The 12846-nt window shown below is 59.7% G+C and carries 13 protein-coding genes and 2 pseudogenes; 4 read left to right on the forward strand and 11 right to left on the reverse strand.

From position 1 onward, the window contains the following. Window positions 1–233: 233 nt before the first annotated feature. The 5 genes from lptB to HY028_05730 all read right to left on the reverse strand — a co-directional run bounded on the left by lptB (window position 234) and on the right by HY028_05730 (window position 3699). Window positions 234–959, reverse strand: coding sequence for an LPS export ABC transporter ATP-binding protein (gene lptB / locus HY028_05710; GenBank protein ID MBI3344336.1), 726 nt, complete (start codon window positions 957–959; stop codon window positions 234–236). A 10-nt stretch (window positions 960–969) separates the two neighbouring features. Further along, window positions 970–1497 (reverse strand): lipopolysaccharide transport periplasmic protein LptA, encoded by a 528-nt coding sequence (lptA, locus tag HY028_05715; GenBank protein MBI3344337.1) that lies wholly within the window; start codon window positions 1495–1497, stop codon window positions 970–972. Continuing rightward, the gene (lptC, locus tag HY028_05720) at window positions 1481–2065 is read right to left on the reverse strand and encodes an LPS export ABC transporter periplasmic protein LptC (protein MBI3344338.1); all 585 of its coding nucleotides are present in this window, start codon (window positions 2063–2065) and stop codon (window positions 1481–1483) included. The genes lptA and lptC overlap by 17 nt, the downstream gene beginning before the upstream one ends. Beyond that, entirely contained in the window at window positions 2065–2589 is a 525-nt protein-coding gene (gene kdsC / locus HY028_05725) for a 3-deoxy-manno-octulosonate-8-phosphatase KdsC (protein MBI3344339.1), read from the reverse strand. Before kdsC ends, lptC begins: the two co-directional genes overlap by 1 nt. A 99-nt stretch (window positions 2590–2688) precedes the next feature. After that, on the reverse strand, window positions 2689–3699 hold the full coding sequence (locus HY028_05730) for a KpsF/GutQ family sugar-phosphate isomerase (protein ID MBI3344340.1): 1011 nt from the start codon (window positions 3697–3699) through the stop codon (window positions 2689–2691). Between the two features lie 188 nt (window positions 3700–3887). Here HY028_05730 and HY028_05735 point away from each other — a divergent pair, with 188 nt between their 5' ends. The 3 genes from HY028_05735 to HY028_05745 are packed head-to-tail and all read left to right on the forward strand — an operon-like array spanning window position 3888 to window position 8583. Beyond that, window positions 3888–4346, forward strand: coding sequence for an EVE domain-containing protein (locus HY028_05735; GenBank protein MBI3344341.1), 459 nt, complete (start codon window positions 3888–3890; stop codon window positions 4344–4346). 11 nt (window positions 4347–4357) lie between these two features. Beyond that, entirely contained in the window at window positions 4358–5407 is a 1050-nt protein-coding gene (locus HY028_05740) for an efflux RND transporter periplasmic adaptor subunit (protein ID MBI3344342.1), read from the forward strand. After that, window positions 5404–8583 carry an efflux RND transporter permease subunit gene (locus HY028_05745; protein ID MBI3344343.1) on the forward strand — a complete coding sequence of 1060 codons (3180 nt, stop codon included), beginning with the start codon at window positions 5404–5406 and terminating at the stop codon, window positions 8581–8583. Before HY028_05740 ends, HY028_05745 begins: the two co-directional genes overlap by 4 nt. A 72-nt stretch (window positions 8584–8655) precedes the next feature. Here the strand turns inward: HY028_05745 and HY028_05750 are convergent, their stop codons facing one another. From HY028_05750 to HY028_05770, 5 genes and pseudogenes are all read right to left on the reverse strand, one after another. Next, window positions 8656–8976, reverse strand: a complete 321-nt coding sequence (locus HY028_05750) for a hypothetical protein (GenBank protein ID MBI3344344.1) — start codon at window positions 8974–8976, stop codon at window positions 8656–8658. A gap of 18 nt (window positions 8977–8994) precedes the next feature. Then, window positions 8995–9219 carry a DUF433 domain-containing protein gene (locus HY028_05755; GenBank protein MBI3344345.1) on the reverse strand — a complete coding sequence of 75 codons (225 nt, stop codon included), beginning with the start codon at window positions 9217–9219 and terminating at the stop codon, window positions 8995–8997. A gap of 157 nt (window positions 9220–9376) precedes the next feature. After that, window positions 9377–9667, reverse strand: a complete 291-nt coding sequence (locus HY028_05760; GenBank protein ID MBI3344346.1) for a hypothetical protein — start codon at window positions 9665–9667, stop codon at window positions 9377–9379. A gap of 280 nt (window positions 9668–9947) precedes the next feature. Further along, window positions 9948–10218 (reverse strand): annotated as a pseudogene (locus tag HY028_05765) (BrnT family toxin). A gap of 88 nt (window positions 10219–10306) precedes the next feature. Then, on the reverse strand, window positions 10307–10564 hold the full coding sequence (locus HY028_05770; GenBank protein ID MBI3344347.1) for a hypothetical protein: 258 nt from the start codon (window positions 10562–10564) through the stop codon (window positions 10307–10309). A 224-nt stretch (window positions 10565–10788) separates the two neighbouring features. Here HY028_05770 and HY028_05775 point away from each other — a divergent pair. Next, window positions 10789–11333, forward strand: a pseudogene (locus tag HY028_05775) (DUF2238 domain-containing protein). 57 nt (window positions 11334–11390) lie between these two features. On the opposite strand, the gene HY028_05780 reads toward HY028_05775, so the two are convergent. After that, window positions 11391–12809 (reverse strand): PhoH family protein, encoded by a 1419-nt coding sequence (locus tag HY028_05780; GenBank protein MBI3344348.1) that lies wholly within the window; start codon window positions 12807–12809, stop codon window positions 11391–11393. Between the last annotated feature and the right edge of the window lie 37 nt (window positions 12810–12846).

The raw sequence follows: 12846 nt of genomic DNA on the forward strand, positions 1-12846 counted from the left end.
CGGTCGGACGTTCCCCGCGCTCCAGCGCACCTAACACACGGTCACGCAAGTCTCTTGAATACGCATACATAGTCGCCCCTCCCCTATGACAGGGACACTATAACACATAAATGTAAATACTTAAATCAAAAATGCTCTAGCATAAATCATACCGACCCTATTTTAGCCGAATTCTTGGCGGTGGGGCAGGGGACGGCCAACAAACTAGGGGAATAACAGCGAAGATCATGAATTCAGAGCGTAAAGTGCTCGCCCAGGTAGACTTCCTTGACGTGTTGATCCCGCAGGATCTCGCCGGGGCTGCCTTCCGCGATGAGCCTGCCCGCGTTCATGATGTAGGCGCGTTCACAGATGCCCAGCGTCTCGCGCACCTTGTGGTCGGTAATCAATACCCCGATGTCACGATCGCGCAGATGCCGGATGATGGCCTGGATGTCCAGCACCGAGATGGGGTCCACCCCGGCGAAAGGCTCGTCCAGCAGGATAAAACGCGGCTCGGAGGCCAGCGCGCGGGCGATCTCCACGCGCCGCCGTTCGCCGCCCGAAAGACTAACGCCCATGTTATCCCGCAGGTGGTGGATATTGAGTTCATAAAGCAATTCCTCGAGCTGCCGCTCCTGCTGGTCACGGCTAAGCCCTTGGCGCGCCTGCAGGATGGCCAGGATATTATCGGCGACCGTCAGCTTGCGGAACACCGACGGCTCCTGCGGCAGATACCCGAGGCCCAGGCGCGCGCGCACGTGCATGGGGGTGTGGGTGATGTCGTGGTGGTCGAGACTGATGGTGCCCTGATCACAGGAGATCAGGCCCACCATCATGTAAAAACAGGTGGTCTTGCCCGCGCCGTTGGGGCCGAGCAGGCCCACGATCTCCCCGCTCTGCACCTCCAGCGAGACATCATTGACCACGTCGCGTGTTTTAAAGCGTTTGGCGAGGTGTAGAGCCTGCAATAGACTCATTAAGAAAGACTCATGGCTGGGTGGGGGGCGCGGGGCCGCTCGATTTTTTCTTGGGCTGGATGATGACCCGAACGCGCTCCTTGCCTGACTTGGCCATGCTGGCGTTCACGACGCTGCGCTCGACGTCGTATTCGATACGGTTGCCGCTGAATTGGTTTTGTTCCTGCCAGACGTGGGCCCCCTCGAGCAAGATCAGCTTGCCGGTGCCGGTGTAATACTCCATCCGCTGGGACTGGGCGCGGACATCCTCCTGTTTCCCGTCGGGGCGCTGCCGGTAATGCGCCGGTTTGCCCTCGGCGAAGGCCTTTTCGATGTCGTTGTTGCGGCTGTACAGGGTGACGATGTCGGCGTCGAGGTGGATGCTGCCCTGGGTGAGGGTGACATTACCTTTATAGACGCTCACCCCTTGTTTATGGTCTATCTCTACGCTGTCGGCCTCCACGTTGATGGGCTGCTCCTTGTCGCTGGACAGGGCGAAGGCCGGCGCGGCGCAGCACGCCGCCAGCAGCGTAAGCAAGGCGCTAAGGATTGGGCGCATAGGTTCCTTTTACCTTGGAGAGCAATTGCAGCCGTTCTTCATCGAGATAAAGACGCATACCCACCGCATGAGTCAGCGAGTTTTGACTCTGCAAGGTCACCGGCTGCCCGGTCTGTGCAAATTTGTCATCGGGCAGCACCTGTAATTCCGAGGTCGTCATGCGCATCGCTTTTCCGGGCGCCGCCTGCGTGTTTTCGACCAGGACATTATCGCGCAATACCACAAATTTTTGCTTCGGACCGACCCAACCGCGCCCGGCGGAGACCTGCCAGGGACCGTCATCGCGCTCATAGAAGGTGAATTGCGGGGCGGTGAATTCGGCGCTGCCGTCGTCGGGATAGTGGGCCAGGTAGCGCGCCTGCAACTGATGCTCCGGAGAACCCGTGGCCCCCATCGTGGTGATAATAAAATTTTCCATGGTGTAGTCGGGATCGTGGCGGACAGTATCCTTGGAGAGGGATAGCCCGTTGTTGACGCTGAGCAACCACTGACTGAACAGGGCCAGCAAGAACAACGCGCCCAGTATTAACAGGGTGCGTTTATCGAAGATGTCGTGCAGTGGACGCACTAGCTGAGGTAACCCTGCAGTTGGGCCTCCAATACACCCCGGGCCTCCATGATCAGTTCGCACACATCGCGCCCCGCGCCCCGCCCGCCTGCGTTCGGCGTCTGCCAGTGGGCGTGTTTTTTTACCAGCGGGTGGGCGTCTTGTACCGCAATGGCGAGGCCCACCCGGAGCATAATGGGCAGGTCCACCACGTCGTCGCCGACATAGGCCACTTCGCCCGCCTCCAGTTTCAGTTTGGCGATCAACTCTTCGAAGGCAGGCAGCTTCTGCAGGCGGCCCTGGTAAACGTGCTCGATGCCTATACTTGCCATGCGCAGTTCCACGACCTTGGAGGTGCGTCCGGTGATGACGGCGATCTCGACGCCGCAGTGCTGCAACATCTTCATGCCGTGTCCGTCGCGCGAGTGAAAGGCCTTGTACTCGAGGCCGTCGTCGCCGAGAAACAGGCTGCCGTCGGTGAGCACGCCGTCCACGTCGAAGACCACGAGTTTGATGCGGGCGGCGCGGTTGAGGATGTCTTGCATATTAAATACAGATACAAGATACAAGATACAAGATACAAGTAAACGGCTGCCACGTTTGGCAGCTTCTTGTATCTTGTATCTTGTATCTTTTATCTGCCTTCATACCACCCCCGCCCGCAGCAAATCGTGCATGCTGAGCGTGCCTACCAGCCGTTGTTCGTGATCCACGACCGGCAGGGCGTTGACCTTGTGTTTTTGCATGAGTTGCAGGGCTTCGGCGGCCAGCAGCTCGGGGCTGGTCGTCTTGCAGTTGCGGGTCATCAGTTCGCTGATGAGGGCGGTGTGCACGTTGACCTCGCGCTCCAGCGTGCGGCGCAGGTCGCCGTCGGTGAAGATCCCCAGCACACGTTGGGCGTCATCCACGATGCAGGTCATGCCCTGGCCCTTCCGGGTCATCTCGACCAGAGCCTCGCTCAGCCGGGCCTGTTCAGTCACCTTCGGGATCTGTTCGCCGGTGCGCATGACATCGCCGATGAGCAATAACAGGCGGCGGCCCAGGCGCCCGCCGGGATGGGTGCGGGCGAAGTCCTGGGCCGTGAAGCCTCGCGCCTCCAGCAGCGAGACCGCCAGCGCATCGCCCATGGCCAGCGTGGCGGTGGTGCTGGATGTCGGCGCAAGCCCCAGCGGGCAGGCCTCCTCGGCGACGTTCACGTTGATGTGCACCGTAGCCATACCCGCCAGGGTGGAGTTCGGATTTCCTGTAAGAGCGATGAGCGGCGCGCCGAGGCGCTTGATGAGCGGCAGGATAGTCAGCACCTCCTCGGTCTCGCCGGAATAGGATAGCGCCAGCACCACGTCCTTGTTGGTGACCATGCCGATGTCTCCGTGGCTCGCCTCGGCGGGATGCACAAAAAAGGCGGGACTGCCGGTGCTCGCCAGGGTGGCCGCGATCTTGCTTCCGATATGGCCTGATTTGCCCATGCCGAATACCACGATGCGGCCCTCGCAACCGAGCAGTATGTGGCAGGCACGGACGAAATCGTCGTCTATGCGCTGGGCCAGCGCCGCCACGGCATTCGCTTCGATCCTGATGACCGCGAGCGCAAGTTGTCGCAGCGCACCGTCATCCAACACTCTGGGTTTGGCGGGGGCAGGTTTTGGCTGACTCATACAATAAGTTTAACGGAATAGTGGGGGCAACAAAACCCTGCTTTAGGTATCATTAGCAAATCAGGGGTGAGCGGCGGGTCTAGGAGCCGCGAACGACAGTACATGGATGTACTGGCTGGGGCCTATGTAATGAACTGATGTCGCGCCAGGGAAGGCAAAGATGATTTTAACATGGGTGAGGAATGACGATGAATTACTGGCTGATGAAATCGGAGCCGGAAACTTTCGGTATTGATGACCTCAAAAAGCGGCCCAAACAGACCGAACCCTGGGACGGGGTGCGCAATTACCAGGCGCGCAACATGCTGCGTGACCGGATGAAGATAGGCGATCAGGCCTTCTTTTACCACTCCAGTTGCGACACGCCGGGCATCGCCGGGATCATGGAGATTGTGCGGGCGGGCTATCCTGACAGCAGCGCCTTCGATCCTGAAGACCACCATTTCGATCCCGGCAGCGATCCGGAAAAGCCACGCTGGTACCGGGTGGATGTGCGTTTTGTGCGTAAACTCAAGCGCACGATAAGCCTAACCGAATTGAAGTCCCATAATGCTCTGGCGGAGTTCCCGTTGCTGCAACGCGGCAATCGCCTGTCGGTGCTGCCGGTGACGCCGCAGCAGTGGAAATTTATTCTATCCTTGGAATAGGAGGGACCCTCATGCGCCTGCCTCACATTGTTGGATTGAGTTTGTTTGGTTTGGTTGTGGCGAGCACTACCCAAGCAGTCGAACTGCCTTTTGAGGTGGCCGAGGTCCGCTACCACACCCTGCCGCGCGAACAGAGCTTCGATGCCGTCATCGAGGCCGTGCAGCAGTCTACGGTCGCGGCGCAGGTCACCGGCCGGGTGGTCGAGATCAACTTTGACGTGGGCGACCTGGTGCCCAAGGACAGCGTCCTGGTGCGCATCCGCGGCGCCGAGCAGCGCGCGGGCCTTGAGGCCCAGCAGGCGGCGCTGCGCGAGGCGGAGGCGCGTCATAAAGAGGCGCAAGCCGAATTCGGGCGCGTCAGCGCGATTTACGAGAAGCGGCTGCTGCCCAAGGCCGCTTTAGACAAGGCCGGCGCCGATCTTAAGGCGGCGCAGTCGCGCGTCGAGGCGGCGCGCGCGACGCTCACCCAGGCCGGTGAACAGCTCGGCTACACCGTGATTACCGCACCTTACAGCGGCGTGGTGCTGAAGCGTCATGTCGAGATCGGCGAGACGGTGAGTGCCGGCCAGCCCTTGATGAGCGGCTATTCGCTGGAAACCCTGCGCGCCACCGCCAGCATACCGCAGCAGCAGATCACCGCCGTGCGCGGCCAGCAACAGGCGCGCGTGATTCTGACTCAGCCCGACCGCACGCTGGAATCCACCCGGCTGATCTTTACGCCCAATGCCGACACGGTGAGCCATACCTACAAGGTGCGCGCGGAGCTTCCGCCCAACCTGGAAGGCGTGCTGCCGGGCATGTTCGCCAGGATGGTGTTTGTCACGGGCGAGGAGCGGCGCCTGGCGATCCCCGGCACCGCCGTGGCGCGCCGCAGCGAGCTTACCGGGGTGTACGTGGTGGATAAACAAGGGAAGGTCATGCTGCGTCAGATCCGCGTCGGCGTTGCCTTGGGCGCTGATCTCATCGAGGTATTGTCGGGTTTAAGCGAGGGTGAGACCATAGCCCTCGATCCCGCCCGCGCAACGGCCTATGTCAAAACCGCGCCGGGATCAAAGCCGTGAATGAACGGCTCGGTCTAGCGGGAACGCTCGCGCGGCGGTTTCTCGATTCCGAGCTGACCCTGCTCATCGCGCTCACCGGCTTGCTGCTCGGGCTGCTCGCCATCGTCATTACGCCGCGCGAGGAAGAGCCGCAGATCGCCGTCACCTTCGCCAACGTGTTCATCGCCTATCCCGGCGCCTCGGCCGGCGAGATCGAGAGCCTCATCAGCACCCCGGCGGAGCAGGTGCTTTCCGAGATCGAGGGCGTCGAGCATATTTACTCCGTGTCGGAGCCCGGCCGCGCCGTGCTCACCGTGCAATTCAAGGTCGGCCAGGACCGCACCCGCGCCATCGTGCGTCTGTACAACGCCATCTATTCCAACCAGGACTGGTTGCCCGCCCGCCTCGGCGTGGGGCAGCCGCTCATCAAACCCAAGGGCATAGACGACGTGCCGATCGTCACGCTTACGCTGTGGAGCAAGAATGCGGCCGTGGGCGGCCATGATCTGCAACGGGTGGCGCACGCCATCGAGGCGGAACTCAAGCGCGTGCCCGGCACCCGTAATATCTACACGATCGGCGGGCCCGACCGGGTGGTGCATGTCGTGCTCGACCCGGTGCGCCTCGCGGGATTCGGCATCGCCCTCGAAGACCTGCGCAAGTCCCTGCGCGCCGCCAACAGCTCGTTGATCGCGGGCGCGGCGGTGAAGGACGATCAGGAAATACAAATACAGGCCGGCGAGTTTTTAGCCGATAGCGGTGAAATAGCCCGCCTGGTGGTAGGTATGCACAACGGCGGGCCGGTGTATCTCGGCGATGTCGCACAGGTCAGCCGCGGTCCCGATCAGCCCGAGCAGTATGTGTGGCACGGCACGGGACCGGCTTCCGGAAAAGGCGTGCGCGGCGAATTTCCTGCGGTCACCGTGGCGATCGCCAAGCAGCCCGGCGCCAATGCAGTCACCATCGCCAATCAGGTGATTCAGCGCATTGAGCAACTGCGCGGCACCTTCGTGCCCGAGGGCGTCGAGGTCACGGTCACGCGCAACTACGGCGCGACCGCGAATGAAAAGGCGGAACACCTCATCACCAAACTCCTCTTCGCCACCGCCTCGGTGGTGCTGCTGGTGCTGATCGCGCTGGGCTGGCGCGAGGCCGTCATCGTCGGTGTGGCCGTCATCGTCACGCTCGCGCTCACCCTGTTCGCCTCATGGGCATGGGGCTTCACCATCAACCGCGTATCGCTGTTCGCGCTGATCTTCTCCATCGGCATCCTGGTGGACGACGCTATCGTGGTCGTAGAAAACATTCACCGCCATCGCCTGGTCAACGGGCTCAGCCTCAGCGAGGCCATCCCGCGCGCGGTGGACGAGGTGGGCGGCCCGACCATCCTGGCGACTTTCACCGTGATCGCGGCACTGTTGCCGATGGCCTTTGTCAGCGGCCTGATGGGCCCCTACATGAGCCCGATCCCGATCAACGCCAGCATGGGCATGCTGATCTCGCTCGCGGTGGCCTTTATCATCACGCCCTGGCTGAGTCTGAAATTATTGCGCCAAGCGCACGGCCACGCGGCCGCCGATGTCATTTCGGAGTCGCGTCTGGCGGGCCTGTTCAACAAGCTGATCGGCCCGTTTCTGCAAGCGCCGGTACGGCGCTGGCTACTGTGGCTGACGATCGCCGTGCTCATTCTGATCTCGATGGGGCTTGCGGGCGTAAAACTGGTCGTGTTGAAGATGCTGCCTTTTGACAACAAATCGGAATTCCAAATAGTCGTGGACATGCCGGAGGGTGTGGCCGTGGAAAAGACGGCCCGCGTGCTGAGCGAACTCGGCGCCTACCTCTCCACGGTGCCCGAGGTCACGGACTATCAGATCTACGCGGGCACGGCCGCGCCGATCAACTTCAATGGCCTGGTGCGTCAGTATTACCTGCGGCGCGGCGCCCATGTCGGTGATATCCAGGTAAATCTTGCCGAGAAATCGCGGCGCACGCGCAGCAGCCATGCCATCGCCCTCGCGGTGCGCGCCCCGCTACAGGAAATCGGCCGCCGCCTGAACGCCAACGTCAAGATCGTCGAGGTCCCGCCCGGCCCGCCGGTGCTCGCGCCGCTGATCGCCGAGATCTACGGCCTCGATCATGCGGGGCAAATCGCCACGGCGCGCAAGGTGACCGAGATGTTTGCAAGCACCCCTGACGTGGTGGATGTGGATAACAGCATCGAGGCCGCCCCGCCCAAGCGGCTGTTTCGCGTGGATCGGGAGAGGGCGGCGCTATTGGGCGTCAGTCAGGAGACGGTCGTCAAGGCGCTCGCCACCGCGCTCGGCGGCGAGGATGTGAGCTATCTGCATGACGCCAAGGCCAAGTATGCGATTCCGATACGCCTTGAATTTTCCGTTGCAGACAAGGCCGATGAACAAGCATTATTAAACCTGCGCGTACCGACCGCGCAAGGCGGGTTCGTGCCGCTGTCCGATTTCACTGCCGTTGTCGAAAGCCGGCGCGAACAGACGATCTACCACAAAGATCTGTTGCCGGTGGTTTATGTCACGGGGGATATGGCGGGCACGCTCGATAGCCCGCTGTACGCCATGTTCGAGATCGCGGCCAAACTCAGCAAGCAGACGCTGGAGCAGTTTTATTTTCGTGCACCCGGCAATTCTTATCAGTACAGCCTCAAGTGGGACGGCGAGTGGCAGATCACCTACGAGACCTTCCGCGACATGGGCATCGCCTACGCCGTGGGGATTATCCTGATCTACCTGCTGGTCGTGGCGCAGTTTCGCTCCTACCTCACGCCGCTCATCATCATGGCCCCCATCCCGCTGACGCTGATCGGCGTCATGCCCGGCCACGCCCTGCTCGGCGCGCAATTCACCGCCACCTCCATGATCGGCATGATCGCCCTGGCCGGCATCATGGTGCGCAACTCGATCCTGCTGGTGGATTTTATCGAACAACAAGTGCGCGCCGGCGCGCCCCTGGAGCAAGCCGTGGTCCACGCCGCCGCCACCCGCGCCAAACCCATCGTGCTCACCGGCCTGGCCGCCATGCTGGGAGCATTGTTTATCCTGGACGACCCGATCTTCAACGGCCTGGCCATCGCCCTGGTGTTCGGCGTGCTGGTCTCTACCCTGTTGACGCTGGTGGTGATCCCGGTGCTTTATTACGCCGTGCAGCGCAGGCGCGCGGTGAGATAGCAGTCTCGTGAGGGAAAACTGAGGTTTAAGCTGACGCAGCGCGGCTTTAGCGCTCGCCCCCGGAGTGTTTTGTTAGCCAGCCAATTCACGGACCCGGCCCGGGCGAAGTTCTGCGACTGCAAGTTGCAGTGCCGGGACAAGCGGAAGAAGGTCGCTCAACCGGTTTGTCTTGGCGCGAAGCACAATAACGGCAAAAGGCCGATAGTTGAGTTGTTGTTGATTAGGCAGGCTCTTGTCAACCGTAACCAGGACATCGAAGCGCCCGGCCATGGCATCCAGCAGGGGGTCGTCATCAAGATCGCCCCAGCCCATCTCCGGGGCGGTTCGAACCTCGTGTATCGGCAACTTCTCGGCAAGGCCCTTCGGCACGCAACCATCTAGCAGAACGCGCACCCGGACCGCCGTGTAAGGCTACGCCGCTACGGCCTTGGCAAGAAGCGCAGACTTGGCAAGCTCCAGCACGGCAATGGCGTGCTCGCGGGAAACGCTCGGGAAGTCCGCCAAAAAATCGTCCAATGAATCCCCCGCTTCGAGGTAGTCAACGAGGGTTTGTACGGGCACTCTGGTCTCAGCGAAGACGGGTGTCCCGCTGAGCCGGTCTGGAGAGGTGGTAATAAGGGGATCAGGTACTGACATTTGGGTATCATCTCATAGGCTTCAACTTTAGCATATCTTTTCTTGGCTGCGTAAGTTCAAGTTGAACGGTGCTTTATTACGCCGTGCAGCGCATTTGCAGGCTACGGTTGAACCCCAAGCAGCTCAGGTAGTTTATGGTGGCTCCTCCGTATAACATTCACTGGCTCGCGCGATGCGCAGGGGTAATGGTTAAATGACCCTTTTCTCTAATAAACGGGTCAAATACAAATAAACGGGTCCAAATAAACGAATAAACGGATAAACGGGTCAGGTTCATTGTATGACTATCTGAGCCATATAAACCTGAAACGGATAAACGGGTCAGGTTCATTGTATGACTATCTGAGCCATACAACGGATAAACGGGTCTACAAACGGATAAACGGGTCAGGTTCATTGTATGACTATCTGAGCCATATAAACCTGTAGCAATCAATACGATAGTCATACAATGAACACGAACCCTGCTGCATCTCAGATGCTAACTGGCACGGCGTTGTTTGGCGCGACCGGGTGGACGACGCGTTAGACGCGAGGCTTTCTGTGCGACATCAACTAGCGAATGCAGAGCCTTATTAACCGCAGCGGAGTTAGGGAAGATGGCTGCCACCTCGGTATCCAGAACTACAACGTTAGAGCTTGCCGTAACGCGCTCGTAATACTTTCCGCGTTCAAGCTTCCCGAAGTCGGACCGCTTGTACTCGGCCCGAAGTTTGTCAGATGTGGGTTTAACCTTCTTCATAAATGTGCCTTTCATGTTGTGTGGCGACGCGGGCGCTAATGATTCGGATTGCATCACCGCGCCCGGTGTGAGCTACGACCAAAAGCCGACCCGATGAGGACATTCCGAAAGTGACCCTCCTTTCTTCACTTTCCGAGTGGTCCGGGTCGGCGCCCGTAACTGCCAACGGGTCGTAGAACACACTGGAAGCTTCCTCAAATGTTACCCTGTGCTTGTGGAAGTTCTCGGGCCTTGGCAGGGTCCCATTCAAAATGTATAGGTCAATTCTAAACCCGATGCATGTTAGGGTCTAACAGGACGCGAGTGGAGTCGCGCCCCCCACTGATTAAGCCTTTCAGTCCCCCCTCAAAAGAAACGGTTGGATGATTTTGTCTTGGGACATTTGATGATGAGCAGTAGACCGATGAGAAAGAGCAGAATGCCGACGGCCAGATAAATGCGCGGCCCCTGTGGCATCTGTTCCCACATCATCTGCATGTGCTCGGAGAAGTGCAGCGCAGCAGACACTAACAATCCGTCCGAATCGGAACTGTAGAGTCCGAAATAGGCAATGGCCAGACCAATTATCAGCAGCAACCCACCCACGAGCTTCGAGGCCGACATAGTATCCCCCAGTCAGGTTTTAACCCTTTTACCCAGTAAAGCTTCAGCTAAAGCGCTTGTATAAAGCATCTATTTGCAATTGGCAATAGCTTATCTGATAAATTAGCCTTTAATTACATAGGACTAAGCTACCCGAACACCATGAAACTGTCCTGTTGGTAAGCATCGCCGCGCTGCTGATACTCTCGGGCATAGATCCGGTGGCTGACCGGCTGACGTGGTTCATGGAGACGGTGCCGGTGATGATCGGCATCGTAGTGCTGACCGCCGCTTCGAACTCAGCATGCTGAGTTATCAGTTGTTGTGGTTGTTCGGGTTGGTGCTGATCTTCGGTGGTCATTACACCTACGCCGAAAATCCGCTGTTTAATTGGCTGCGTGACACCTTTGATCTCGCCCGTAACTACTACGACCGGGTCGGGCACATCCTGCAGGGTGTGGCGCCGGCCATCGTGGCGCGGGAGATTCTGCTGCGTTGCTCGCCGCTACGGCCGGGGAAGTGGCTGTTTGTGATCGTCACGGCGATATGTCTGGCTATCAGCGCCAGTTACGAGTTGATCGAATGGCTGGCGGCATTACTTTTCGAGCAAGCCGTCCAGGCCTTTCTCGGCACGCAGGGCGACCCGTGGGATACGCAGTGGGATATGTTTCTTGCGTTGGTCAGCGCGATGGCTGCGCAACTGTTATTGAACACTCGGCATAACCGCGAGCTGGCGCGGCTGGATAGAATCCCATTTACCGCGGAGGACGCAGAGAAACACGATTACTGAGTAAATCTGTTTTTTCCTCCGCGTCCTCTGTGGTGAAGCTTTTCGCCGCAAGATGGCCTACAGCGCCTCCGAGGCGTAATCGGCGAGGCGCGAGCGTTCTCCGCGGGTGAGGGTGACGTGGCCGCTGTGCTCCCATGCCTTGAAGCGATCCACCACGTAGGTCAGGCCGGAGGTGGTCTCGGTGAGATAGGGGGTGTCTATCTGCGCGATGTTGCCGAGACACACCACCTTGGTGCCGGGGCCGGAGCGGGTAATCAGCGTCTTCATCTGTTTGGAGGTGAGGTTCTGCGCCTCGTCGAGGATGATGAATTTATTGAGGAAGGTGCGTCCGCGCATGAAATTGAGCGAGCGGATCTTGATGCGGTTGCGTATCAGGTCATTGGTCGCGGCGCGTCCCCAATCTCCGCCCACGTCGGACTTGGTCAGCACTTCCAGATTGTCCATCAGCGCGCCCATCCACGGCGTCATTTTTTCTTCTTCCGTGCCAGGCAAAAAGCCGATGTCCTCGCCCACCGGCACGGTGACGCGCGTCATGATGATCTCGGCATAGCGTTTTTCTTCCAGCACCTGGGCAAGCCCCGCGGCCAGCGTCAACAGGGTTTTGCCGCTGCCGGCGATGCCGAGCAGGCTTACGAAATCAATGTCGGGGTCCATGAGCAGGTTGAGCGCGAAGTTTTGCTCGCGGTTGAGTGCGTTGATGCCCCACACGGTGTGTCGCGCGCCGTGATAGTCGCGCACCAGTTCGATGGTGGCCGTCGGGCCTTGCAGGTCGCGCACGACCGCCTGAAAACCACCCTCTGCCGAGTCATAAAGAAATTGATTGGGGTGCCACTGCTCGACGCCGGGACCGGTGACCTTGTAAAAGGTGCGGCCGCTCTCCTTCCAGGAGGACATGTCCTTGCTGTGCGTGTCCCAAAAGCCCTGGGGTAATTCCGCATAGCCGCTGTAAAGCAGATTGACGTCATCCAACACCTGGTCGTTGTAATAGTCCTCGACATAAATGCCGAGCACCGCCGCCTTGATGCGCAGATTGATGTCTTTGGTGACCAGCACCACCGTGACGTCGGGGCGTTGCCGTTGCAGCGCAACGGCGGTGGCGAGGATGTTGTTGTCGGGTTTGTTGCCGGGCAAGGCGTCGTGCAGGGTGGTCTCCAGGGCGTGAGTCTGGAAGAATAGCCGGCCGCGGCTTGCATCGGCGCCGGCGCTGGAGAGATGGTTGAGGGAGGGCAACTGCAGGCCCTGATCTATCTCCTCCTTGCTGGCGTTGCACATCAGCTCATCCAGGAAGCGGCTCACCTGACGCGCGTTGCGCGCGACTTCCGACATGCCCTTTTTGCCGGCGTCCAGCTCCTCCAGCACGACCATGGGGATGTACACGTCGTGCTCCTGGAAGCGGAAGATCGCGGCAGGATCGTGCATCAACACATTGGTGTCGAGCACAAAGATGCGTTTGCCGGTGATTTCTTTTCTTGCCATATTTTGGGGTAGTGGGCCGAATGAATTCGGCCCTACA

The organism is Gammaproteobacteria bacterium (assembly GCA_016195665.1).
In the GTDB taxonomy this organism is placed as follows: Bacteria; Pseudomonadota; Gammaproteobacteria; order SURF-13; family SURF-13; genus JACPZD01.

What these genes read in the sequence shown, in the direction of transcription:
- HY028_05760 (MBI3344346.1), bottom strand. Translation starts at nt 9,667, where the DNA reads ATGACTATCGTATTGATTGCTACAGGTTTATATGGCTCAGATAGTCAT.
- HY028_05755 (MBI3344345.1), bottom strand. Translation starts at nt 9,219, where the DNA reads ATGTCAGTACCTGATCCCCTTATTACCACCTCTCCAGACCGGCTCAGC.
- HY028_05770 (MBI3344347.1), bottom strand. Translation starts at nt 10,564, where the DNA reads ATGTCGGCCTCGAAGCTCGTGGGTGGGTTGCTGCTGATAATTGGTCTG.
- lptB (MBI3344336.1), bottom strand. Translation starts at nt 959, where the DNA reads ATGAGTCTATTGCAGGCTCTACACCTCGCCAAACGCTTTAAAACACGC.
- HY028_05740 (MBI3344342.1), top strand. Translation starts at nt 4,358, where the DNA reads ATGCGCCTGCCTCACATTGTTGGATTGAGTTTGTTTGGTTTGGTTGTG.
- HY028_05735 (MBI3344341.1), top strand. Translation starts at nt 3,888, where the DNA reads ATGAATTACTGGCTGATGAAATCGGAGCCGGAAACTTTCGGTATTGAT.
- HY028_05730 (MBI3344340.1), bottom strand. Translation starts at nt 3,699, where the DNA reads ATGAGTCAGCCAAAACCTGCCCCCGCCAAACCCAGAGTGTTGGATGAC.
- lptA (MBI3344337.1), bottom strand. Translation starts at nt 1,497, where the DNA reads ATGCGCCCAATCCTTAGCGCCTTGCTTACGCTGCTGGCGGCGTGCTGC.
- kdsC (MBI3344339.1), bottom strand. Translation starts at nt 2,589, where the DNA reads ATGCAAGACATCCTCAACCGCGCCGCCCGCATCAAACTCGTGGTCTTC.
- HY028_05780 (MBI3344348.1), bottom strand. Translation starts at nt 12,809, where the DNA reads ATGGCAAGAAAAGAAATCACCGGCAAACGCATCTTTGTGCTCGACACC.